The sequence below is a fragment of the Anabaena sp. FACHB-83 genome (assembly GCF_014697485.1).
In the GTDB taxonomy this organism is placed as follows: Bacteria; Cyanobacteriota; Cyanobacteriia; order Cyanobacteriales; family Nostocaceae; genus Nostoc_B.
The window spans coordinates 104094-129399 of sequence record NZ_JACJRY010000003.1 but is presented as its reverse complement, the minus strand read 5'-3'; the positions used below and the strand labels follow the sequence as shown (position 1 = coordinate 129399).

Below are 25306 nucleotides of genomic sequence, written 5' to 3'. Positions count from 1 at the left end.
CCTAACCCCTAACCTCTTTCTTCCGTCCTACTATTGTTTAGACTCCCCAGGCGCAGCAGCAGGCGCAGACTCTGATGATGGTCGAGAACGACGCAGTGCATTCCGCAACTTACTAGCACTATCAGATGTGGTAGCAGAATCTGGACGACGACGGCGGCGCACCCTTGGCGCGTTATTTTCACCACTAGATGTTGTTGCTTGACTCGGACGTGATGCTGGCGCAGGAGTTTCAGTACGTGGGCGCAACCGACGACGCAACGGAGTACTTTCGGATGTAGCGGCTGCTTCTCTGATTGTTCTTCTTTCTGGGGGAACATCAACAATAGTTCCAGAAGTTAAACGCCGCCTACGTCTAGTAGTTTCGCTGGTTGTACTTTGATTAGCAGTAGCTGTCGCTTGATTTCTTTGTTCGGTTTCTCTTGCTTGTCTTTGTCGCTTACGTTCTTGGGCTTCTCGATATCTCCGGGAGCCACGAATTGCATAATCTGTAGCAATTGATACGCCTTGTCTACCACTTTCACTTGGCTTTAACTTCCAATCACGAGCTTGTCTCAGGTGGGCTTCATCTAACTCTCGATTACCACTCGAACGAGTTAATCTCACATTAGTAACATTACCTTTAGCATCAGTATCAACTGCAACCTCTACCTTGCCTTCAATACCTCTGCGTCTGGCTTGTTCGGGATACTTGTTATCGCACTGACGGCAGGCGGCACGGCCATTACCGCTACTACGATTGGTCGATGGTGGCGCTGGTGCTTCAATTTTTGGCTGACTGGGAGCAACAGCTACTGGATTAGGATTGCTTGTACCAGTACCGTTACCGTTACCAGTTCCAGTGCCTGTACCACTGCCACTCCCAGTCCCGGTGCCAGTGCCAGTGCCTGTACCGTTACCGTTACCAATGCCAGTGCCTGTACCACTGCCACTAGCAACACCAACACCACTACCACTCCCAGTTAAAATTCCCGTACTACCACTTGATCCTGAACCGCCACCGTTATTAGTACTGGTTGATTCAGATGTAGTACTAGTGCTGGTCGATGTCTGGGTAGTTCTAGCCGTAGTAGTGGAAGGCTTATCTGATGAAACAGGCTGTTTTGGTTGTTGAACAGGCTGAACTTGAGGCTTTTCAACAAATTTTTGGACTGGAGCAATTGCTACTGACTGTTGTTGAGGAATAACAGGCGACCTTTCAGGAATCTGAGTTTCAGACTGAGATACAACTTGATCAGGCGGCTCCTTTTTTTCTTCTATCGGAGCTTTTTCTATTTCTGATTCTGGAGTAGCTGGAGCTTCTACGATCGCTAATTCTACTGGTTCACTATCATTAGCAGGTAATCTTGCCAAAAAGTTACCTATCCCAGAACCCAGCAATGCAATATGCAACGCCAGAGAACCCACCAAACTGTAACCCAGAACAAACTTCAGAGCCTGAGCTTCTTTAGAACGTTGCTCAATAGCAATGCTGGAAAAGCTCATAGTTATTGCCACCTATTATCACTAAACTATGTCATCTTATAACGACCTCTGACAAATATCAAGCTAAAAGATTTTTGAGAAATAATGTCATTTGAGAGAGAAAAATAAAAAATTGGAGTAGGTAGTGCTACTCCAAAAAAATCACGCGGTACGGTACCTGGGAAATTTAAATTTAGAAAGGACTGCTACCTGCAAGGCTAACTCGCTTCATCACGCGGCGTTCATTTGCATCAAAAGCTTGACGGTAGTGTAAGGTAGCTTGATTGTCCCAATAAACAATATCGCCGACAGACCATTTGTGTTGGTAGTAAAACTGCGGTTGATTTAAATGATCTCGCAACTGTTCGATGAGTTCTGCACCCTCTTCTGGTTCTAAACCAACAATTTCAACTTCTGTGGCGTAGTCCAAATAAAGAATTTTCTTCCCGCTTTCAGGGTGTGTTCTGACCAAAGGATGGGGGAAAACAGGACTAATTAACGGAATATTGCGGTCAAGACGATATTTGGTTTTGGGTGCGTTACGTTCCCGTAAAAATGGATTGTAGGTAATTAACTGTAAATCTGCAATTCGGCGTTTAGTTGCTTCATCCAAAGTTTCATAAGCCAAATTCAGGTTCAACCAATAAGTATCACCACCTTGGCTTGGCACTTCCAAAGCATAAAGCAACGAACCAGCAGAAGGACGCGGAGTCCAATGGTGGTCAGAATGGAAGGCTAATTCTCCCGTACCTGTATAACCACCATCGACATTAGAAACGTTAATGACTACTGGTGTGACACCTGGTTGAGAAGCCAACACAGGAACATCATCTGGCGGAACATATAAATCGCCAAAATAATAGGCAAAATTCACCAGTTGGTCATCAGTCAACTTTTGATTTTTGAAGATTAAAATGTGGCGATCGCGCAAAGTTTGTTTCAGTTGTAAAATTACTTCCGGTGCAACAGGTTGACTCGCATCCAACCCAGTAACTACCGCACCCAAAGGTGCATCAATTGGTGTAATTTTTACTTCTGTTAACGTCAATGTTGGCATAATCTCTCCTCACGGTTGCACGAAAAATTTCTACAAAATCCCCTATTCCCCACTCCCTACTCCCTATTTCTCACTTTTTCGCCAACACATCCGCCGGAGTGATTTTGGCATATTCTTCAGGAGTTAAAAATCCGTCTCTCACATTTACTTTTTTCGGTATTTGACCTAATGCAAACCATTTATCTGCAACTTCTTGCTGTTTAGCAATCACTTGTTCGGTAATTGGTTTCAAGCCATAGTCATACTTTTCGTGCATAATTTCTAGGGTAGGCGCATCAAGCTGAGTCACTGGAGCTAGTAATTTTGCGACTTCTGCACGATTCTCCTTAGTCCAGAGTTCTGCTTTTTCTAGCTCCTCAAAAAACACTTTAATGACATCAGGATGTTTTTGATAAAACTCTCTTGTAGTTGAGTAAAAATTACCTGTATCGCGTAAACTTCCCCCATCTAAAAGTACGCGACCAACTTTCTTTTGTACGGCTCTAGTTACAAATGGTTCCCAGATAAACCACCCATCTACTTTGCCTTGGCTAAATGCTACGTTAGCATCAGGTGGAGGTAAGAAAACAGACTGTACATCACTTAATTTTAATCCATTTGATTCTAAAGCTTTAACTAAAAGATAGTGACCAATTGAGGCTTTTTGAAAAGCAACTTTTTTACCTTTCAAGTCAGCAATAGATTTCACAGGAGAGTTACTTGGAACCAACAGTGAGACAGCTTTACCACTAGGTTGCGTAGTACCTAGATAGACCAGAGGTGTGCCTGCGGCTTGGGAAAATACTGGTGGTGATTCTGCGGTTGATGCAATATCAAGTCCACCCGCATTTAAAGCTTCTAACTGTTGTGGCCCCGCAGCAAATTCTGGCCATTCTACTTTATAACCTAGTGGTTCTAATCGTTTTTCTAAATTACCTTGTTTTTCTAAAACAGCTAGTGCTGAAAGTTGTTTTGACCGCACAATTCGCACCACTTTTTTTTCAGTATTAGTGTTAGTTGGTGCGGCATTATTGGGTGCAGATGCTTGCGGTTGATTATTATTAGATGGTGCATTACAACTAAACAGAGTCGTTGATAATGCCAAAGAATAACCAGCTACAAATAGTAGAGAACGACGGTTAATTTTGAGATGTTTCAGAAAATTAAATTTTTCGGGTGAGACTGACATAGTTCGCTGAGTAATGCTTGGATAAAAATTAAGAAATAGGGTGGATATTACTTACCCACCCTGTATTGACTCGATGAGGGACTGAAAACTCAATCAACTGTTAGGAGGCAACTTTTAAAAACTTATATTCTGGAAGGTTACAGATTAGTCAAAATCTCTGACATCAACCTTCTCTTAACTTTTAAATTTTGCTTGGTTAATGCTTCCAAACCACATGAATATTAGCTGTAATTTCTTCTGTAAATTCTCCAGAAGGTTCAACTGCTAATAATGTCTCTTGTAAATCAGCTTCAAATGCTGGAGCATTATCACCAAAGAAAATTTTTAAGGCAAAAGCTGTAGTGTATAAATAGCCAAGGTAACTAGAGACTGTCCAAGTTTTTTGAAATGGAACTTCAAACACTTCTTGACGAGCAAAAGCAGAATTAGCAATTACCACTTCATGAGGTGGATCTACTGGTTTACGAACACCTTGTCCCCTTTGTCCAGTCCGACGTTCTTCACCTAACCATTTTTTGACAACACTAATAGCAGCTTGTTTCCAAGGAAGAGAACTTGACCAAGGGTTTTCGTTAGTATTAATTAGAGCTATGCCACCATCATCAGCAAGTAGCTCATAAAGTTTCTCTAATACTAATTCTCGCTCCATCCAATGAAAAGCTCTACCGATGGTAACTAAATTAAATATTCCTAAACTAGAGTCAATAAGTTCTGCACCTTTTTCTATCCAAGTAATATTATTAGCTCCCTCTGCTGCTGCTTGACGTTGCGCTTCTTGCAACATTTCTGAAGAAGGATCTATCGCAATTACTTCGGCAAATTGAGTCCGCAAAGGAATAGAAATTAATCCTGGGCCACAGCCTAAATCTAAAAGTCTGCCTTGACCGTTAAGCTTAAATATTTCTGTTAATTTAGCAAATAACTCAGGTGGATATTTAGTTCTGTACTGAGCGTAACCTTCCGCAGCACCTTCAAATAAGGTTGGGTCATAATTAGGAAGGGTTTTTAATGCTTGTACCATTATAAAATTTCCTTTCAAGTTAGGAAAATAGGATGGACATTTAATTATGCCCACCCTAGAGTTAACGAGTAGACAACTGTATTGAAGTGTGAAGTCTGAAGTATGAAGTGGAAAATTTTTATCCTTCAGACTTTTACTTCTTAATCATGATTTTTTTGACATGATCAATTGCAGAAAACCTGATTTATGAAGTTGTATTGATTTCAGAATTCATACTTCATACTTCAGACTTTTGCAAATATTTTTCTGCATCTTTTTCAACTGCTGTACCTTTGAAAAAGTCGCGGTTGAGGCTGGTGTACAACTCTAAAGGATGGATGGAGAGGAAATAACGTAAATCTTCTGCTGTGATGATTTCTTGTTCTACCATTGCGTAAGCATTGGCAACAACAGCAGTAATATCCGGCACATCCCAGTGACCAGCATCGGAACCTAAGAAAGCTTTGACTCGATTGCCAAAAGGTAAGGCTGCTCGGTTAAATGCCTGTGATACCCGTGTATCATCGGATTCTGTGCCGAAGTAGAAGTGATTCAAGAAGCGATCACGTACGTCTTCTGGTTTCTCAATTCCAGCTAGGGCAAATTCATCTAGTTCACCTGGGTCTTCAGGAGCCAATAAGTGATGGTGGAATCCCAAACCATCGCCAATTTGATCCAACCGACCATGCACTAATTCGCCACCATAACGCGCATAGTATTCGGTGAGGGCTTCTTTATCTACCAATCTGGGGTCATTCCCACTTAACAAATGCTGTTTGTTGCGGGTTTCCCAATGCCAGATAATATCGGCGTATAAACTAGCACCCCAAGCTGAACCGCCTTCCATAAAGGCAAATTTTAAGGAGGGGAAGCGACGGGTGACACCACCAAAGAATAGGGATTTACAGAGTGCTTCGGCAGCGATCGCAAAGTGGTTGATGTGATTATACTGGGCGTTAGTAACGGAGCGTTGAGTCGTCCAACCTTGGCTAGAAGCGTGAGTCGTTGGTATCACCTTCAATTCAACGCACTTCGCCCAAAATGGATCGTAATCATACTCACTATCCAAGCCAAAGTTATCAATCCAAACCACCTCATTGGCTACTTCCGGGCCATACTTCTCAAAAGCCGGAATCGGACGACGCACGTAACCAGGGATTTGAATTGTTTTCAGTCCCAAAACATTCACTGCATATTCCAATTCTTCAATCGCCTCTTGGGGCGTGTGCATTGGAATAGCTGCAATTGGGGTGATTCTATCAGCATAGGGACGGAAAATATCAGCGTGGTAAATGTTAATCGCCCGACAAACAGCCCGACGCATTTCTTCATTGCCAATATTGGGAGCCATCGTCGCCAAGTTAGGATAGACGACAGCAAAATCTGTACCCGATTCTTGCAGCCGTTCGTGGAGTAACTTCGGCAAGCTGATAGTAGCTAGATTTAAAGTATTTTTGGTAGGACGACCCCACCAGTTAGGCCGATTGGTGCGATATGCAAAACGCTCTTCCCAGCTTTGCTTGTACCACTTAAAGCGGGAAGCCCCTGGTAAATGTTCCTTGAATCGTTCGGCGATCGCACTTCCACCAACTTGTTCTAAATAATCTAAGACTGCTGGTTCAAATTCCTGGGTATGAACATCGGTATCGATGACCGGATAACCCAGCTTTTCCCGAATCTGCGCTGACCTAGATTTTTGTGGACGTTCTAAGGCAATGGTCATGATGGTTTACCTATTAGACTTCTGGTACTGATGTTGGAGAAGAAGAATTTTTTTGTCTCACGCAGAGGCGCAAAGAGTTATGGGATTTATGCAAGAACTCTCTCAAACTCTTCTTCGCGCCCTTAGCGCCCTTTGCGGTTCGTTTCTTTACTTCCTCAAACTGATTGACTTGCCAAATACTCTTCTGCTGCTGTTTCCACCGCCGTTCCCTTGAAGAAATCGCGGTTGAGGCTGGTGTACAATTCCAACGGATGAATCGACAAGAAATAACGCAAATCTTCTTCGTTCAAAATCCCGCGTTCGACAAAAGAATAGGCATTAGCCGCAACCGCAGTAATATCAGGCACATCCCAGTGACCAGAGTCAGAACCTAAGAAAGCTTTGATGCGATCGCCATAAGGATTCGCCTTCCGGTTAAAGGCATGGGCAACACGGGTATCATCTGATTCTGTGCCGAAGTAGAAGCTATTTAAGAAGCGATCGCGGATATCTTCTGGCTGCTTCACTCCTGCTAAAGCAAACTCATCCAGTTCACCAGGATCATGGGGTGCTACCAAATCGGCGTGGAAGCCTAAACCACTCCCCAAGCCATCCAAACGGCCATGTACAAGTTCGCCACCATAGCGGAGGTAATACTCTAAGAGTTCTTCGCGGTTGACATTGGCTGGGTTGTTAAATTCCAGCATGTGGTCTTTATTGCGCGTATCCCAGTGCCAAATCAAATCAGTGTAGAGACTCGCACCCCAAGCCGAACCGCCTTCTAAAAAGGCAAATTTCAAGGTCGGGAAGCGATGAGTCACACCACCGAAGAACAAAGCTTTACAGAGTGCTTCCCCAGCAGAAGCAAAATGTCCAATGTGGTTGTATTGATAGTTGGATATGGAGCGACGTTGTATCCAGCCCATACCACTAGAATGGGTGGTAGGAACAACTTTTAATTCGACGCACTTCGCCCAGAAGGGGTCGTAATCATATTTACTATCTAAGCCATAGGTATCAATCCAAATAGCTTCATTGGCAACTTCTTGGCCATACTTCTCAAAGGCGGGAATCGGACGGCGGACGTGTCCAGGGATTTGAATAGCTTTTAACCCTAAGACTTTGACTGCATATTCTAATTCAGCGATCGCTTCTTCGGGAGTGTTCATCGGGATTGCTGCGATCGGTGTCAGGCGATCGGCATATTGGCGGAAAATGTCGGCGTGGTAAGTATTCACCGCCCGACAAACAGCCAACCGCATTTCCTCGTTACCAATGTGGGGAGCCATTGTTGCCAAGTTAGGATACACAACAGCGAAGTCTGTACCAGCTTCTTGCAATCTTTCGTGTAGTAACTTTGGCAAACTAATAGTGGCTAAATTCAGCGCATCATTGGTTGGACGAGTCCAAAATGGTGGACGTGCAGTCCGATAAGCGCGACGTTCTTCCCAAGATTGTTTAAACCATTTAGAACGAGATGAACCTGGTAAATGATCTTGGAAACGTTCAACAATTTTGCTTCCAGCAACTTGCTCTAAATAATCTAAAAAAGCAGGGGGAAATTCTTGGGTATGAACATCTGTATCAATGATGGGATAACCCAATTTCTCCCGAATCTGCGCCGATTTAGTTTTTTTCGGACGCTCTAATGCAATAGTCATAGGAATAATCCCGGTGATATGTTTTCAGTACATGGCGGGGATGGCAATCTTTTTTAACTCAGACTAGAGATGATGCAAGATTATTTCACCATCCAATCTGATAAAGCAAAGTCTGACTTCGCTAACTTTTGCGCTACCAGAAAATTTTTCGTACCTTCTAAAAGTTTCACTCCTTCAGATGGAAATGGTTCTTCAGGAACTTGATTGAGTGGGTACGATGTCTTGATAATGTTGACTGGATATTTACTAGTCTGAGCGTGATATTTGTAATATTCTTCGGAGTTAGCTTTTAAATCTTTGACAGATGTTGTCAGGATTGTATTGAACTTCTGGGGAAAATCTGGCTTTTGGGCGAGAAACTTTTCTGTTGCAACTACTAATGATGTCCCCGACAAACCTTGATGATCTGCCGATGAATCAATTATCGGAAACCCTTGGGATTTGAGAAAAGGCCCCATATCGCTAGAAGTTGCATAAGCCGCAATATCACCACGTTCTAAAGCAGATTTAGCTTCAGTACTCATTAAGTGAACAACTTTGACATCTTTAGCCAATTTTGTCTGATCTAATAGACCCAACAAGTAACGGTGCATATATGAGCCTTTTTGGGTAGCTATTCTCTGCCCTTTTAGCTCAGTCAAAGAATTTGCCCCGTTTTTTTTCGCTACTAGCCAAGCGGTGTTATTAAATTGAGTAATCCGCAGCAACCTAGTATCAATACCCCTAGCTTTCAGAACGATGGCTGGTGTATCCCCCAAAAAACCAACATCTATTTGTCCTGCAACCAGAGACTCATTTAAATCTGGGCCGTTACCAAATCTGGCAAAGGTAATATTCTGAAATCCAGATTTTTGCAGTTCTCGTTCTAATATTCCTTGTTTTTTTGCCCAACCTAAAGGCCCTGTAGGTTCTGCACTCCCCACATAGCCTATACGTAAGGTAGTTACAGCCGGACTAACATTTTCCGCTTGGACTTTAGAATTATTACTGCCTTGGCTACAAGCTGTTGTTAGTAGCAGCAGGAAGCAAACAACTACAGTTGATATTGTTTTTGGTCTGAAGAAACTATTTCCTACTGCGAACGACAGCATATCTATATTGATTACTCCTTATTTCATCTGTTTTAAGACTTGAAATGTTTGGTCGGTTTTGGCAGTAGAAGTTTGCTGCTTTCCCCAACCAACATTTTTGCGGTAACTGCCCAATAATCCGGTAGCCGCCAATTCTGCCTCGTTAACTGAGGTTTGTAGCTCCGTGTCTGGTGCTACATAAAGAGCGTCAACGGGGCAGTACAATTCGCACATAAAGCAGGTTTGACAATCGCTTTGACGTGCAATTGTGGGCGGTGCATCAGATACAATATCAAATACGTTGGTAGGGCAAACGTTAACGCAGAGATTACACTGAATACATCGTGACTCGCTGACTAACTCAATCACGCTGCTGCTCCTGCTACTGATAAAGATTTATCGGTACTGCTGAGTGGTTGAGTTTTGACCCAAACTTGATCTAAACCACCGCTAATTAAGTAATGCTGTTGATTAGCATCTTGTTGGGGATAGTCTTGGTGTTTGTGCATACCCCGTGTTTCTTTGCGTTCTAAGGCACTGTTGTACATCCATCTTGCTGTCGCTACCATTGCGGCTGCTTCTCGCGCTCGGATGAGTTGACTGTCTTCTATTTGGGTATCGCGGATTATTTGCCACAGGTTATCCAGGCGGGAAAGAGAATCGGATAAGCCTTTTTCTGTGCGGAAGTAATTGCGATTGTAGGGGAAGACTTCGGTTTGTACGGCTTGGATAAATTCGTTGATGTTTGGGCTAGAAGCGTTCTCAGCTTTTGGTTGTAATACTGCTTCACCCACGCCGCGAACTAGGCGTTGATTTGCTTGCTGTCCTAAGCTTAAGGCATACTGCGCCGCCGAATTTCCCGCCCAATAACCAGAGGAAATTGCCCAAGCGGCATTATGGCTACCGCCACCTGTGAACCCACCACAAATTAATTCGCGGGTAGCCGCATCACCAGCTGCATACAATCCAGGAACGGAAGCAGCACAGGTGTCATCGGTAATCCGAATGCCACCTGTACCGCGTACTGTACCTTCTAGGCGTAAGGTAATGCGAAAACGCTGGGTAAATGGGTCGATTCGCGCTCTATCAAAGGGTAAGAAGAAGTTGGGCTGGGCTGAACGCATAGATGAGCGCATTTCTGGGGACGCTTGATCTAAAATTGCGTAAACAGGCTGTTGCAGTAGGGTTTCCGCAATTACAGAACGTCCACGTTGGGAACCTGCGCCAGGTACGGGCGTGCCATCTTCATAGGTAAAGGTAGCCCAGTTGTAGAAGAGGGTTTTGGTGACTGAGGAAAAGGCAGGAGAGATGCCGTAAGCATTGGAAAACTCCATACCCGACATTTCGGCACCTGCTTCTGCCGCCATCAAGTAACCATCCCCAGTTAGGATGTTGCACCCTAACGCTTTGCTCAAGAATGCACAACCACCTGTGGCGATGATGGTCGCTCCTGAAATGACTTTCCACTTTTCATGAGTTTGGCGGTTAATCCCCGTTGCGCCGGCAACTTTGCCTTCTGCGTCTACCAAAAGTTCTAAGGCGGGGCTGTGGTCTAAGATTTTGACTCCAGCACGTTGAATTTGCCGCCGCATTAGCCGCATATATTCTGGGCCTTGAAGCGATCGCCGATATGGTTTACCTTCATCATCGGTGGGGAAGGGATAACCCCAATCAGCTAATAAGTTGACGTTCGTAAATGTCTGATCCAAAACACGCTTCATCCAACTGCGATCGGCTAAGAATCCCCCCAATGATTCTCGACTCGCCATTGCAGTCTCTCGTGCTTCTGGTTCGGGTGGTACATACCACACGCCATTACCAGAGGCCGCCGCACATCCCGACGTACCACAGTAACCTTTGTCTACCAATACCACCCTCGCCCCACCAGACGCAGCACTCCAAGCAGCCCATGTACCTGCCGGGCCACCTCCAATTACAAGTACATCTGCCTCTAAATTGAGTGCAAAATTATTTACCAACGTCTTCAACATTCACCTTCTCTCCCCATTGATAGCTGCACACCGGAGAAAATTCTTTTCTTACTCTGCTAACTGCTTAATAACAGTCCTAGTACATCAGTTTTTGTGGCTGATGATTAGCAGATTTGTCTTATTAATACGGTAACTTGACCAATTTACCGTAGTTTTAACCATAACGAAGTCTCTCATGGTTCTCTAAAAAAAGCAAGCCTCTTTGATCAATTCCCAAGTAACGTTATATGAAGCAGCCTTTATGCCCAGACAAATGGCTTGCTTTTTACATTAGTTTATGCAAATATCACAAGAGTAATCCTAAACAACATAAACTCTATCGATTTACCGTTGTTTAAGTATCTAGTATCAAACATAAACCAAGTTTGGGCTATTTATCTATCATTACCAACCCGACTCTGATGTTTGTTGAGTTGGCAGAAATTGATATCAACTAGGTACTTCGAGATATTATCACTAGATTTACAAGCCGAATTATGCCAGTTAAAAATTTTTACTAGAAATGTGTAATTTTCTCCAAACAACTTTTATTTGTCATGAAATTTGTATAAAAATTTGAATTTTTCGCTTGACAAATACACCATAAAATCTGAAAAAATGAATCATCAATAATATTTTATTAGTTCAATCGGGGCAATTGAATTAATAATCTATGGAACTAAAGGATTTGGATTGTCGGAAACAAAATTTATCAGCATCTGCATTGATTCAGTGTTTAATTATTTTTTAAGAATTCAGCAATCAGGAATCATAAATAGGAATTTCCCAAAAATCCAGGATAATCGATTCTTTGCTTGATCAATGTTTTCTGTTTTGTCTCAGCATCTTAACTCCTAAAATTATCATTCCTTCATGCTGACAAAATTGTTTTGTAAAAATTGATTGATAGTTAACAAGTAAATATTGCAACTAAATAACTTGGAAAACATAAATTCCAGGAATAATATCATCCCTATTTTTGCTCTTACATAAGGTTTTATTACCTTTGCTAGAACATAAATCCAGATTTTGTGAGAACAACCCATGTCTAAATTTTTGTGGAAACATTTGCTAGTGATCCCCACCGTTTTTTATGGATTTTTATTTCTATCTTCAGTAGCAAATGCAGATGTTTCTAACGTCACACCAACAGAAACTCAAGCAACACAAGAAATCCCCAAGACAATTACGCAACTTGAGGAAGTCAACAATTCTGCCACTGAAATGACTGGACAAGTGACATCAGTTTCGCAACTATCTGATGTCAGACCGACAGATTGGGCATTTCAGGCTTTGCAATCTCTGGTAGAACGCTATGGTACGATCGCAGGCTATCCAGATGGTACATTTAAAGGCAACCGTGCTTTAAGTCGCTATGAATTCGCCGCAGGTTTAAATGCTGCACTTGACCGCCTGAGTGAGTTGATTGCTTCTAATACTGCTGATTTAGTTAAGAAAGAAGATTTAGCGACACTGGAAAAACTACAAGCAGAATTCGCCCCGGAATTACAACAATTACGCGCAAGACTAGATAGTTTAGAAGCGCGGACTGCGGAAGTAGAAGCCAATCAATTTTCTACTACGACTAAACTAGTGGGTGATGCTGTATTTATAGTAGCTGATACCTTTGGCGATCGCGCCAACAATCGCCCCGCCAATGATACAAAAGATGATACTCAAACCGTTTTTGGCTATCGCTCTCGGTTAATTTTACAAACTAGCTTTACGGGCAGAGACCAACTTTCAGCCATCTTATCATCCAACACTATTCCTAACTTAACCAGCAGCACTGGCACAGCCATGACGCGGTTCACATTTGATAGAGGTAATGATGAAGGCGTATTTCTAAGCCAATTAGTCTACCGTTTTCCTCTAGGGAAAAATGCCACTATTTGGGTAGGGCCAAGAGCATTGCAACCAGCTCTTTATGCTCCAACTTTAAACTCTGCTATAGGTGGGCTAAATGGCGCTGTTTCTCGATTTGCCACATTTAACCCAACTGTTTACAGACCTGGTTTTGATGGTGCTGGTGCGGCTTTGGGTTACAAATTTAGTAATCAAATACAATTGAGTTTAGCCTACACAGCCGATAACCTCCAGGCTAGTGTCCCTAATGGCACAGGTAACGGATTTACTGATGCTAATAACATCATTTTCAGTCAGCTAACTTTATCGCCCAGCCGTCAGTTAGATATTGGTCTCACCTACGCACATAAATATTTTGGGACTAGAACTGGGTTTAACTTAACTGGTGGTACAGGTAGTGCTTTCGCCAGAAATCCGTTTGAACAAAACTCCACCTCAACCGATAACTTTGGGTTGCAATTTAATTGGAGAGCCAGCCGTCGCGTTGTTGTTGGTGGTTGGTTTGGCTATACATTGGCTCATCAAGAAAGTGGACCTGATAACGATGCCACAATCATTAATGGCGCACTCACACTTGCTTTTCCAGACTTATTTAAAGAAGGTAATGTTGGTGGATTTATCGTGGGTGTACCACCAAAAGTTACGAGCAACGATTATCGGCCTAGAGCAAACGCCGCACGTCGGGAAGACCCAGATACGTCTTTACATTTAGAAGCTTTTTATACATTCCGCGTGAATGATAACGTGCGGGTGACACCAACTTTTTATGTGATTACAAGTCCAGAACATAACGATGCTAATGATGCAATTTGGGTAGGTGCATTGCGGACTACCTTTAGCTTCTAAGACAAAAAAAAGAAATTGTCAAATTTGGACTTGTGTTTCTCATGATTTACGGTATAATCATCACTATTAAATACGGTAACTCTACCGAAAAACCGTAGTTTATTAAGTTAGCTTAACAATAATGCAAATTCTTTGGTTTATACCTACGGCGCGTGACGGACAATATTTAGGAACACAACTTGGGGGACGGGATGCAACTCCAGAGTATTTACAGCAAATTGCCCAAGCTGTAGATAACTTAGGCTATACAGGCGCTTTATTGCCCACAGGGCCTTTTTGTGAAGATGCTTGGATAACAGCCGCCTCACTCATTTCTGTTACCAAAAGGATGAAGTTTTTAGTAGCGATTCGTCCTGGAATTAGTTCACCCAGCTTTGCGGCACGGATGGCAGCAACGTTTGACAGAATGTCGCATGGGCGATTGCTAATTAACGTCGTCACAGGTGGAGAACCAAAGCAATTAGCAGGGGATGGCTTGCATCTAAGTCATGACGATCGCTATGACTTAACTGATGAATTCCTCACAGTTTGGCGGGGAATTATGAGTGGGGAAACAGTGGATTTCCAAGGTAAATACCTGGATATTCAAGGCGGTAAACTGTTATTTCCACCCCTTCAAAAACCCTATCCGCCACTTTGGTTTGGCGGTTCATCAGCAGCAGCCCAGCGTGTTGCCGCCAAACACGTAGATGCTTATTTAACTTGGGGAGAACCCCCAGAACAAGTCGCCCAAAAAATTGCTGAAGTTAAGCAACTAGCAGCAGCCCAAGGTAGAAGCGTGCGTTTTGGGATTCGTTTGCACGTCATTGTGCGGGAAACCGAGTCCGCCGCTTGGGATGCAGCCAACGAGTTGATTAAATACGTCGATGAAGATGCGATCGCCCAAGCCCAAAAAGCCTTTGCTAGTTCCGATTCCGAGGGGCAGCGACGGATGACACAACTACACAACGGCAGTCGAGAAACTCTAGAAATTAGCCCTAACCTCTGGACAGGAATTGGATTAGTCAGAGGTGGTGCTGGTACAGCATTAGTTGGTGATCCCGATACCGTAGCCGCCAGAATGTTGGAGTATCAACAACTAGGCATAGAAACCTTCATATTTTCTGGATATCCCCATCTAGAAGAAGCTTATCGGACTGCCGAATTATTATTTCCGCACCTGCCGTTGCAAACTGAACCGGCACCATCCACACAACCAGTTTTGACTTCTATCGCCAGTGAAAAATTTGCGAAACAACTAACGAGTGCCTCATGACTATTACCTTAAAAAACACCAAAAATATCAGCATCTCGCTGAGTGAGTTATTCCAAAATCAGCAAGTCCAAAAAATAGTCCCTTGGATTGTGCCGATTAGTGTAGTCATACTTTGGGAGTTATCATCCAGAGTTGGTTTACTTTCCAATCGGATTTTACCTGCGCCCAGTGGCGTAGTAATTACAGCACTTAGATTAGCTGCCAGTGGCGAATTATTTCAACATATAGGAATTAGTGCCGGAAGAGCAATTTCTGGTTTTTTAGTTGGGGGCAGTATTGGGTTTAGTTTGGGTTTACTCAATGGGATTTTTCCTGTTGCAGAGAAACTCTTGGATAGTTCATTACAAATGCTGCGAACAATCCCTAACTTGGCATTAATTCCCCTAGTAATTTTATGGTTTGGTATTGGTGATCAAGCCAGATTATTTCTTGTCTCTATGGGTGTATTTTTCCCTTTATATTTAAATACATTTCATGGAATTCGTAGCGTCAATCCAGGATTGATTGAAATGGGACGAGTCTATGGATTAAAGCCCGTACAACTTTTGTGGCAAATCATTTTACCAGGGGCATTATCTTCAATTCTTGTCGGTGTACGCTTTTCTTTAGGAATTATGTGGCTGACACTGATTGTTGCCGAAACAATCGCTGCTGATTCTGGATTAGGCTACATGGCGATGAATGCCCGTGAATTTATGCAAACTGATGTTGTAGTTTTGAGTATTTTTATTTATGCCTTGTTGGGCAAATTAGCAGATGCAACTGCCAGATTTTTAGAAAGAAAATGGTTGGCTTGGCATCCTAATTATCAAAATGTCTAGTAATTCTCACTTCTCATCAAAAAAGAGAGTAGGGAGTAGGTTTTCTCACAAACAAAAATGGACAATGTACTAAGGAGGTATTATGAGTATTCATCCACAAGGAACCCAACTAAGTATTTTAGATTTAACGAAGGCTTTCGGTAAAAAAACTGTTTTAAATTCCATTAATTTGGAAGTATCACCTGGAGAATTTGTTGCCATTGTTGGACGTAGTGGTTGTGGTAAAAGTACCTTATTACGCCTTGTCTCTGGGTTAGAAAAAGCAAGTGCTGGCGGGATTCTGTTAGATGGAGAACCATTACGGAAATTGAGTAGTTCCGTCAGAGTGATGTTCCAAGATCCCCGCTTGTTGGAATGGAAGCGCGTCATTCAAAACGTAGGCTTAGGATTACAAAACAATTGGCGCGAAAAAGCCCAGTGGGCATTAGAACAGGTGGGATTGGATGATAGAGGGGAAGAATGGCCATCGGTACTCTCTGGAGGACAAAGACAAAGGGTATCTTTAGCTAGAGCCTTAGTGAGTCAACCCCGTTTATTACTATTAGATGAGCCTCTAGGCGCGTTAGATGCTCTGACTCGAATTGATATGCAAAAATTGATTGAAAAACTGTGGCAAGAACAGCAGTTTACAGCTTTTTTAGTAACTCATGATGTGGAAGAAGCTGTAGCGTTAGCAGACCGTGTAATTTTAATTGAAGACGGCAGAATTGCTCTTGATTTACCTGTCAATCTCCCCCGCCCCAGAGATAGAGGTAATGAAGTATTTGTGAGCATCAGAGAAACAATTCTCGACCAAGTAATGAATCGAGAAGGTAGCTATGCTTACAAGGAATTATTGCAGTTGGGCAGTTATTAATTCAAGAATAATGTGGTGATAGGAAAAGTAAAGGGTGTGACAAAGGAGTGTAGGGGTTGTGATGGTGTAGATAGAACAGGACTTACGCACAAAGATTATCTGTGGAGATTGGGTGTAAGGGTGAAAGGGTTTGGGGTGTAAGGATTTTGAATCAGTACACACGCCACTTGGCTCAAGTCGGGAAACCCGCCCACGCCAGTGGCTCCCCTATACCCCTGAACCCTCGCCATAACCCTTGATTTTTCGTTTTGAGGCGTAAGTCCATAGAAAAATCTACGCCATCATATCCTGATCCCAGTCAAGTTTCCGCACAAGAAAAAACGACCCTGTAATTCGGTGACTTAAACTATGAAAATCATTTTGCCTATCGAAATCGCTGCCGAAATTGAGCCACATCTATCGGCAGATACTAAGGTTGTACTGGTTGATAGTGATGGCAATCTTGATCAAGATGCGACGGATGCAGAGATTTATTTAAGTTGGTTTTTTCTCAAAAGCAATGTGTTGCATAAAGTGTTAGCAGCAGCACCCGCTTTACGTTGGCATCATGCGCCGAATGCAGGAGTAAATCATATTTTGACTCCGACTTATTTAGAACGGGACTTGATTCTGACGAATGGTGCAGGTGTTCATGCAATTCCGATCGCAGAATTTGTTTTAACTTATATACTTGCTCATGCTAAAAATCTGGCTGAATTGCAAGCCTTACAAGCAGAACACCACTGGAAAAGAGGTTTTCCGATTCAAGAATTAACTGATGCTACTTTGTTAATTATCGGTGCTGGTGGTATTGGTCAAGCGATCGCTGCTCGTGCTAAAGCTTTTGGGATGAAAATTATTGGTACTCGTCGCCACCCACAAGAATTAGCAAATTTTGATCAGGTTGTCGGTGTTGATGAATGGCGTTCATATTTACCAGAGGCGGATTATGTTGTAGTTGCAACACCCCTGACAGCAGAAACCCATAATTTAATTGATGAGACTGTATTGCGATCGCTGCCGCCTCATGCTTATCTGATTAATATTGCTCGTGGTGCTGTGGTTGATGAATCAGCTTTAATTAAAGCCCTCACCGAAGGTTGGATTGCTGGTGCTGCTTTAGATACAGTAGTTACAGAACCATTACCAGATGATAGCCCTTTGTGGTCAGTCCCCAATATTTTTATTACCCCTCACTGTTCTGGTCATTCTCCCAAAGTCAAACAGCGTTCAGTGGAATTATTTCTGGACAACTTCAACCGCTACCAAACTTCTCAGCCTTTACGCAATGTCGTAGATAAGCAAGCAGGGTATTAGAAAGAAGGTAGCATTCTTAGCTGATTGTCTGAAATAAACCTGCCCTAGAGTAGCAAGAGCAGGTCAAGGAATTTGTATCAGGAATTCCGTGGAATAGTATTCAACATTATCCTCAGTTTTGCATGATTCGTTGATAATTCTTCACTTGCAAATCAATGCCAGTGATTGCAGTACCAACTACAACAGCATAAGCACCTAAATTTAAAGCGTGGCGTGCCATTTGCGGTGAAGAAATTCCTCCTTCACAAATTATCGGAACTTTTAACTCCTCTAATATCTGAGTTAAAAGTTCCCAGCTAGGTGGAGAATCATTATTAGTTTTGGGAGTATAGCCATAAAGAGTCGTCGCTATAATATCTGCACCAGCAGAGGCGGCGGCTTTAGCGGCTTCAATTGTATCCACATCAGCAATCACTGGTTTCTCTAATTCCTGATGTATGCGGCTGATGATCTCTGCCACTGTCTCACCATCAGGACGATGCCTTGTTGTAGCATCGATCGCAATTATATCGGCTCCAGCCACCGCCACAGCCGTAGCATGATGAAACTGGGGTGTAATGTATACATCGTATTTAGGAATTACTTGTTTCCATAACCCAATAATCGGCACTTGCACTCGCTCTCTTACCGCACGGATATGAGTTGGAGTATCTATACGTACACCAACAGCACCATTATTAACCGCAGCCTGCGCCATTGCAGCAATAATAGTTGGTTCATGTAGAGGTGAATCAACAGGTGCTTGGCAAGATACAATCAGTCCGTTTTTTAAGGTATGAATTAAGTGGTCATTGGTCATTTGAGATAGAACTACTGTATATACAATCTCAATTATTCCAGTTGCTCTCTGAGAGATGGAGTCAGAATCATTAATCCTCTGACAACTTCTTCAGGAGTAGCTGTGCCATCAATTACTTTTGGCGTAATTTCCATCAATTCTAAAGCTAAATGGGTAGGAATCCCCTTGGCTTCTAACCGCTTCAATTCCAGAATGTCAATGCCTGCGGCCAATCCATCTAAATATTCTTCTACACTTACACCTAAGTCTTCAATTTCTGCCATAGTAGAATTTTTATTTGTATTTGACTTTCATATTCACATTGATTACGTATAGCAACCCTAAATCATTTACAAATATCTATCTCCCTTGTCTCCCTTGTCTCCCTTATCTTTACGTGAGCAAATAAAATATTTTTTTAACAACTGAACTGGAGCGATCGCAAAATTCACCAGTTATGACTCACCACTGAGAACTTTCGCAGATTGGGGAGGTATCCAGACAGTAAAAATAGAGCCGATACCCACAGTCGATTCTACTTCAATTCGACCCCGATGCAATTCTACCAGTTGTTTAGTTAAAGCTAAACCCAATCCAGTACCTTCATAACGGCGACGATAAGGCGTATCTAACTGCTGAAATTTCTCAAACATTAATGGTAATTGCTCTTCAGAAATCCCAATTCCTGTATCTTCAACTTGAAAAACAGCAGTATTATCTTCTACCCAAATTCTGAGAGTAACACTGCCACCTTCTGGTGTAAATTTAATCGCATTGGTTAACAAATTCCATAAAATTTGTTCGATACGCTCGGCATCAGCACTAAAGATATCGCGTCGAGGATCAATTAGTAAATCCAGTTTGAGGGTAACTTGTTGGTTATTCGCTTTATCAATTAAGGCGGATATAGCACTTTCCGCTATCTTTGCCAAAGAAAATTCATTAATATTTAAAACTGTTTTTCCAGCCTCGATTTGTGATAAATCCAGGATGTCGTTAATCATTTCTAATAAATGTTCGCCACTGTCGTGGATGGTTTGCAGATAATCTCGTTGTCGTTGGCTCAATTCACCTATCGGCCAACGTAACAAAGTAGAAGACATCCCAATTACATAAGTTAACGGTGTGAGTAATTCATGACTAATGGTGGCAAGAAATTCGTTACGTAAACGGCTGGCAGCTTCAGCAGCCAATAAAGCATCACGTAAAGCCATTGTACGCTCTAACACCCGTTGTTCGAGCGTTTGTTTTTCTTGAGTGAGCGATCGCATTAACTCTGATTGATGAATAGCGATCGCTAATTGTTCAGCAATGGAAGAAAGTAAATTTCGCTCATTGTCAGTCCACTGGCGCGGAATATCGCACTGATGAGCAATTAACAAACCCCAGAGTTTTTCCTCAAACATAATTGGGGCTGCTAACTTTGCCCTAACTCGATTAGCGCGGAGAAAATTCAACAAACACTCTTCCAGCGCATAAGTTTTTTCCACATCTTCCACCACTAAGGTAAAACCTTGGCGATACTTCTCCCAGCAAAGCGAATGGCGAGTAAAGCAAGTTGTCTCTTGGGAATGTAACACCGAAGAAATCTCATCCGTCGCCCTGACTTCATAAACAATGCAACCACCATACTTTTGCCAGTCTGAGATCAGGGATGGAGTAGGACTCTGCCCATTTGCTGTAGAGTTTTGGGTATTGACCCCTGACCTTTCAAATTTATATATTACTAACCTGTCTAACTTCAAAAACTCACGCACTTGGGCGATCGCAGTTGCCATAATCACTGGCAAATCTAAACTTTTGCGAATCTGAGTTGTAACTTGATTTAACAATCGCTCTTGGGAGATTTGTTTTTGTAAAGCAATTTCAATCGCTTGACAAGCATTCTCTGACTGACTGGTATTAAAAGATTCTGTTACCGCCTGATGTTTTTGAGGTAGCAGATACTCTAATAACAACAGCGTGAATCGACTTTGAAGGGTAGCATCATTAGGGCGGAGAATTTGACTGTAGTAGTCAAGATTTTGATAAGTCTCGCAATCACTAGCAAACAAACCCTTCAAATTGTTAACAAAGTCGGCGATCGCTTCTGAATTAAACGTCAAGCTAGTGCTGAGTTGGGAGTTGGGAGTTGGGAATGGGGAGTGGGGATTTTCTTCTGCTTCTTGCTCCTCCTGCGTCAAAGCGCCTCGTAACAGCGCACTAAACTGTTCTGAAACCACCAAAGTGAATCTTTGACTTTGCCATTCTTCAGTTATGAGAACTCTAGCCAGCACAGATTCTGTCAGCACTAGCACAGAACTTTCCACAGATTGAGCCATTTGCTGTAACAATTCCCCAAGCTGATTAAATACAACTAAAGGCAAATTTTGAGAAAAGCTCAAATCAGGTGAACTAAGCATTTTCAAAGTCTAGTGAGAGGGGTTGAAGAACCAGTTTATGGGAGGTGTTACCTCTTGTTTAGCAACTGGCTGTGCTAGGCTGAAATGTTCTTTAAATCGTGTTCTAACCAACAGTTTAAGACGGTAAGGCGGGATCATGCACCGAATAAATGCTAAATCAGTCGGATGGAATCAGTCAGAAAGTTTAATGTTTTTAGAACAAACTCCAGCACCGTTTATATTTATTACGGCTGCGGATACTGACATTCAAACTTTGGCAGCAGCAGTTACCAAATTACCGACGAATTTTCCTGCATTAAGAGTCGCTAACTTATTGCAGTTACAACAACAAATCACTATTGACACATACAGCGAGCAAGTTTTAGAACTTGCCGAGGTAATTATTTTACGTCTTTTAGGCGGACGTGCATATTGGGGTTACGGTTTAGAAGTCGTGCAGGAAATTGTACAACGTAACGGTACAACCTTAATTGTAATGCCTGGAGATGATGCCCTCGACCCAGAATTAGTTGCTCAATCTACTGTACCTGTAGAGATTGTTAACCAAGCATGGCAATACTTCAATGAAGGCGGTGTTAATAATTTTGTTAATGCTTTGCAATTTATTGCTGACACTTGTTTAGAAACATCCTTTCAACCCCTACCACCGCAAATTGTTCCTCGTGTGGGGTTGTATGAATGGACAATTGGGAGTAGGGAGTGGGGAGTGGGGAGTGGTGAAACAGCCTTACTCACACAGGAGGAATACAGAAAGAAAAATCCCGAACTTCCTCTTCCCGATTCCCGACTCCCAACTCCCGACTCCCCAATCCCCAAAGTGGGTATTTTGTTCTACCGCGCTCATTATCTGGCGGGAAATACTCAGGTAATTGATGCTTTGTGTACAGCTTTAGCGCACAGAAACTTACAACCAGTGCCAGTGTTTGTTTCTTCATTACGTGACCCCAGTGTACAAGATGAATTGAGTGAAATTTTCCAGCCAAAAGATGCTGAACAAATAGCCATCCTCTTGAATACTACTAGTTTTTCTTTGGCGCGTTTAGACACAGAAGCACCCGAAACAGAAATTTGGCAAAAACTAGATGTGCCAGTTTTACAAGTAATTCTCAGTGGTGGTTCGCTGGAACAGTGGGAGTCACTGTCTCAAGGTTTGTCTCCCCGTGATATTGCTATGAATGTGGCACTACCAGAGGTGGACGGCAGAATTATCAGCCGCGCAGTATCTTTTAAAGCTTTGCAAACACGCAATTCTGACCTAGAAACAGATGTCGTTGTTTATGAACCAGTGAGCGATCGCATCGATTTTGTCGCTCAACTTGCGGCTAATTGGGTACGTCTCAGAACTAAACCACCACAAGAACGGCGCATTGCCCTAATTTTGGCTAACTACCCAAACCGCGATGGTCGCCTTGCTAATGGTGTTGGCTTAGATACTCCCGCCAGTTGCGTAGAAGTTCTCAAAGCCTTACAAATGGCTGGTTATGCAGTAGATGACTTGCCAAAAGATGGTAACGAATTAATCAAACTTCTTACAGATGGCGTAACCAATGACCCCGAAGCCAGAGAATTACGCCCCATTCAGCAAAGTCTTTCAAATGAAGCATATCAGGAATATTTCGCCTCATTACCAGAATCAGTTAAACAAGGTATTAAGGAACGGTGGGGAGTCGGGAGTGGGGAGTCGGGAGTAGAGAATCAAGAAGAAATTTCTTACCCCCATTCTCCTTTTCCCATTCCCGGAATCCAACTCGGCAACATTTTCATTGGGATTCAGCCAGCGCGGGGTTATGATATCGACCCTAGTTTGAATTATCACGCCCCAGATTTAGAACCAACCCACACTTATTTAGCCTTTTATTACTGGGTAAGAGAATACTTTGGTGCGGATGCTGTGGTACATCTTGGCAAACATGGCAACCTGGAATGGCTACCAGGGAAAAGTTTAGCTTTATCCAGCGATTGTTATCCCGAAGTTGCTTTTGGTGCAATGCCTCACCTCTACCCCTTTATTGTTAATGATCCGGGTGAAGGTTCCCAAGCCAAACGCCGCGCCCAAGCGGTGATTATCGACCATCTCACACCACCAATGACTCGTGCAGAATTGTATGGGGCTTTGCAACAATTAGAAAACTTAATTGATGAATTTTACGAAGCCGAAAGTTTAGATCCTTCTCGATTACCAGCCATCCGCGATCGCATCCGCGAACTCGTCATCAACGAAAACCTCCACCTCGACTTAGGACTAGAAAACAAAGAAGCCATCTTCAACTTTGAATTATCAATATTAAACTCATTAGATGGTTATCTATGCGAACTCAAAGAAGCTCAAATCCGCGACGGTTTGCATATATTCGGGCAATGTCCCCAAGATAGACAACTACGCGACTTAATAGTTGCGATCGCCCGCATCCCCAACCGCCACTCCATCGGCATCACCCGCGCCCTATCCCAAGCCTGGGGATTAGACATCGACCCCCTCACCGACGAATTTAGCGCCCCCTTCACCCCCTCAGAATCACTCTCCGCGCCTTTGCGCCTTTGCGCGAAAATAAAATCCTGTCGCACCATCGGCGATGTAGTCGAACTCCTAGAACAACAAGCCGCCGAACTAGTAGAACAACTCCCCCACTCAGCACTCAGCACTCACACTTCGACTTCGCTCAGTGTACAGCACTCAGCACTCAACACAACCCTAGACTGGATCAACACCAAACTCCTCCCCGCCCTCCAACAAACCCCCGCAGAAATCACCAACTTACTGCATGGACTTGATGGCGGATACGTCCCCAGTGGCGCTTCCGGCGCACCCACACGCGGCAGACCAGAAGTTTTACCCACAGGCAAAAACTTTTACTCAGTAGATATCCGCGCCTTACCCACCGAAACAGCCTGGGATGTCGGTAGAAAAGCAGCAGAGAACTTAATTGAAACTTACACCCAAGAACATGGCGAGTATCCCAAAACACTAGGCTTATCCTTGTGGGGGACAGCAACCATGCGGACTGGTGGTGATGACATTGCTGAAGCTTTAGCCTTGTTGGGTGTGCGTCCTGTGTGGGATGGTGCAGCGCGGCGAGTCATCGATTTTGAAATTTTACCCCTGTCGATTTTGGGTCGTCCGCGTGTAGATGTTACCTTAAGAATTTCTGGATTTTTCCGTGATGCCTTCCCCAATCTGATTGACTTATTTGAACAAGCAGTGATCGCAGTCGCCGCATTGGATGAATCGCCAGAGGAAAATCCCTTAGCAGTGCAAGTGCAGCAAGATACAGAGTATTGGGTAACGCAAGGATTACCAGAATCAGAGGCCAAGTTGCGATCGCGTTATCGCATTTTTGGTTCTCAACCCGGTGCTTACGGTGCGGGACTCCAAGGTTTAATGGAATCGCAAAATTGGACTGATGACCAAGATTTAGCCCGCGCCTACATCAACTGGAGTTGTTACGCCTACAGCAGCATTACTGCCAGCCAAGAAAAGGGCAAACTCACCGGAATTGCTGCGCCAGAAGCATTTGGGCAACGTTTACAGCAAATGCAAATTGTTCTGCAAAACCAAGATAACCGCGAACATGATTTGCTCGATTCTGATGATTATTATCAATTTCAAGGTGGTTTAACGGCTGCTGCCCGTTCTTTGCAAGGTAAAAATCCGCAAATTTACTTCGGTGATCATTCTATTCCCGCTAATCCCCGCATCCGCAAACTGCAAACAGAAATTGCGCGAGTATATCGTTCCCGTGTGATTAATCCTAAGTGGATTGCCGGAGTTATGCGCCACGGTTATAAAGGTGCCTTTGAAATGTCAGCAACTGTTGATTTTTTATTCGCCTACGATGCCACGACCAAATGCGTAGAAGACTATATGTATCAAGGGATAGCGGAGTCTTATTTATTTGATACTACCGTTTCCGAATTTATTCAGTACAATAATCCTCATGCGTTGCGTGATATTGCTGAAAGATTACTTGAAGCACACCAGCGTGGTTTATGGGAGAATGTCGATATACTGACACTGGAAAATTTAAGAAATTTAGTACATCAAGCAGAAGCAGCCATCGAAGAAAAATATATTCCAGACAAATCAACGGTGTAGGAAT

The 25306-nt window shown here is 43.1% G+C and carries 18 protein-coding genes; 6 read left to right on the top strand and 12 right to left on the bottom strand.

Annotated elements, in window-relative coordinates; all coding sequences use genetic code 11:
- Positions 1 to 30: 30 nt before the first annotated feature.
- From H6G79_RS04700 to H6G79_RS04660, 9 genes are all read right to left on the bottom strand, one after another.
- Positions 31 to 1482: an energy transducer TonB gene (locus H6G79_RS04700; protein WP_190590017.1), complete on the bottom strand. Its 1452-nt coding sequence runs from the start codon at positions 1480 to 1482 to the stop codon at positions 31 to 33.
- A gap of 172 nt (positions 1483 to 1654) precedes the next feature.
- Entirely contained in the window at positions 1655 to 2518 is an 864-nt protein-coding gene (locus tag H6G79_RS04695) for a TauD/TfdA family dioxygenase (RefSeq protein ID WP_190590018.1), read from the bottom strand.
- Positions 2519 to 2588: 70 nt separating this feature from the next.
- The gene (locus H6G79_RS04690) at positions 2589 to 3686 is read right to left on the bottom strand and encodes an aliphatic sulfonate ABC transporter substrate-binding protein (RefSeq protein ID WP_190590019.1); all 1098 of its coding nucleotides are present in this window, start codon (positions 3684 to 3686) and stop codon (positions 2589 to 2591) included.
- Between the two features lie 196 nt (positions 3687 to 3882).
- Positions 3883 to 4707: a class I SAM-dependent methyltransferase gene (locus tag H6G79_RS04685; protein WP_190590020.1), complete on the bottom strand. Its 825-nt coding sequence runs from the start codon at positions 4705 to 4707 to the stop codon at positions 3883 to 3885.
- Between the two features lie 217 nt (positions 4708 to 4924).
- Entirely contained in the window at positions 4925 to 6409 is a 1485-nt protein-coding gene (locus tag H6G79_RS04680; protein ID WP_190590021.1) for an amidohydrolase family protein, read from the bottom strand.
- A 155-nt stretch (positions 6410 to 6564) separates the two neighbouring features.
- Complete coding sequence (locus H6G79_RS04675; protein ID WP_190590022.1) at positions 6565 to 8049, bottom strand: amidohydrolase family protein; 1485 nt, start codon at positions 8047 to 8049, stop codon at positions 6565 to 6567.
- Positions 8050 to 8129: 80 nt separating this feature from the next.
- Positions 8130 to 9140, bottom strand: coding sequence for an ABC transporter substrate-binding protein (locus H6G79_RS04670; protein WP_190590023.1), 1011 nt, complete (start codon positions 9138 to 9140; stop codon positions 8130 to 8132).
- Between the two features lie 18 nt (positions 9141 to 9158).
- The gene (locus tag H6G79_RS04665) at positions 9159 to 9488 is read right to left on the bottom strand and encodes a 4Fe-4S binding protein (RefSeq protein WP_190590024.1); all 330 of its coding nucleotides are present in this window, start codon (positions 9486 to 9488) and stop codon (positions 9159 to 9161) included.
- Complete coding sequence (locus tag H6G79_RS04660; protein ID WP_190590025.1) at positions 9485 to 11110, bottom strand: FAD-dependent oxidoreductase; 1626 nt, start codon at positions 11108 to 11110, stop codon at positions 9485 to 9487. The genes H6G79_RS04665 and H6G79_RS04660 overlap by 4 nt, the downstream gene beginning before the upstream one ends.
- Before the next feature lie 1023 nt (positions 11111 to 12133).
- Here H6G79_RS04660 and H6G79_RS04655 point away from each other — a divergent pair.
- The 5 genes from H6G79_RS04655 to H6G79_RS04635 all read left to right on the top strand — a co-directional run bounded on the left by H6G79_RS04655 (position 12134) and on the right by H6G79_RS04635 (position 18029).
- Positions 12134 to 13801: an iron uptake porin gene (locus H6G79_RS04655; protein WP_190590026.1), complete on the top strand. Its 1668-nt coding sequence runs from the start codon at positions 12134 to 12136 to the stop codon at positions 13799 to 13801.
- Positions 13802 to 13922: 121 nt separating this feature from the next.
- Entirely contained in the window at positions 13923 to 15056 is a 1134-nt protein-coding gene (ssuD, locus tag H6G79_RS04650; protein ID WP_190590027.1) for an FMNH2-dependent alkanesulfonate monooxygenase, read from the top strand.
- On the top strand, positions 15053 to 15877 hold the full coding sequence (gene ssuC, locus H6G79_RS04645; protein ID WP_190590028.1) for an aliphatic sulfonate ABC transporter permease SsuC: 825 nt from the start codon (positions 15053 to 15055) through the stop codon (positions 15875 to 15877). The genes ssuD and ssuC overlap by 4 nt, the downstream gene beginning before the upstream one ends.
- Before the next feature lie 82 nt (positions 15878 to 15959).
- Entirely contained in the window at positions 15960 to 16733 is a 774-nt protein-coding gene (locus H6G79_RS04640) for an ATP-binding cassette domain-containing protein (protein ID WP_190590029.1), read from the top strand.
- 348 nt (positions 16734 to 17081) lie between these two features.
- Positions 17082 to 18029, top strand: a complete 948-nt coding sequence (locus tag H6G79_RS04635) for a D-2-hydroxyacid dehydrogenase (RefSeq protein ID WP_190590030.1) — start codon at positions 17082 to 17084, stop codon at positions 18027 to 18029.
- A 112-nt stretch (positions 18030 to 18141) separates the two neighbouring features.
- Here the strand turns inward: H6G79_RS04635 and H6G79_RS04630 are convergent, their stop codons facing one another.
- The 3 genes from H6G79_RS04630 to H6G79_RS04620 form a co-directional block, all read right to left on the bottom strand.
- The gene (locus H6G79_RS04630; RefSeq protein ID WP_190590031.1) at positions 18142 to 18828 is read right to left on the bottom strand and encodes an N-acetylmannosamine-6-phosphate 2-epimerase; all 687 of its coding nucleotides are present in this window, start codon (positions 18826 to 18828) and stop codon (positions 18142 to 18144) included.
- 32 nt (positions 18829 to 18860) lie between these two features.
- A complete protein-coding gene (locus H6G79_RS04625) occupies positions 18861 to 19091 on the bottom strand; it encodes a hypothetical protein (protein WP_190590032.1) in 231 nt (76 codons plus the stop codon).
- 171 nt (positions 19092 to 19262) lie between these two features.
- Positions 19263 to 21209 carry a GAF domain-containing sensor histidine kinase gene (locus H6G79_RS04620; RefSeq protein ID WP_190590033.1) on the bottom strand — a complete coding sequence of 649 codons (1947 nt, stop codon included), beginning with the start codon at positions 21207 to 21209 and terminating at the stop codon, positions 19263 to 19265.
- Positions 21210 to 21345: 136 nt separating this feature from the next.
- On the opposite strand from H6G79_RS04620, the gene cobN reads away from it, so the two are divergent.
- Positions 21346 to 25302 (top strand): cobaltochelatase subunit CobN, encoded by a 3957-nt coding sequence (cobN, locus tag H6G79_RS04615; protein ID WP_190590034.1) that lies wholly within the window; start codon positions 21346 to 21348, stop codon positions 25300 to 25302.
- The last annotated feature ends 4 nt before the right edge of the window (positions 25303 to 25306 follow it).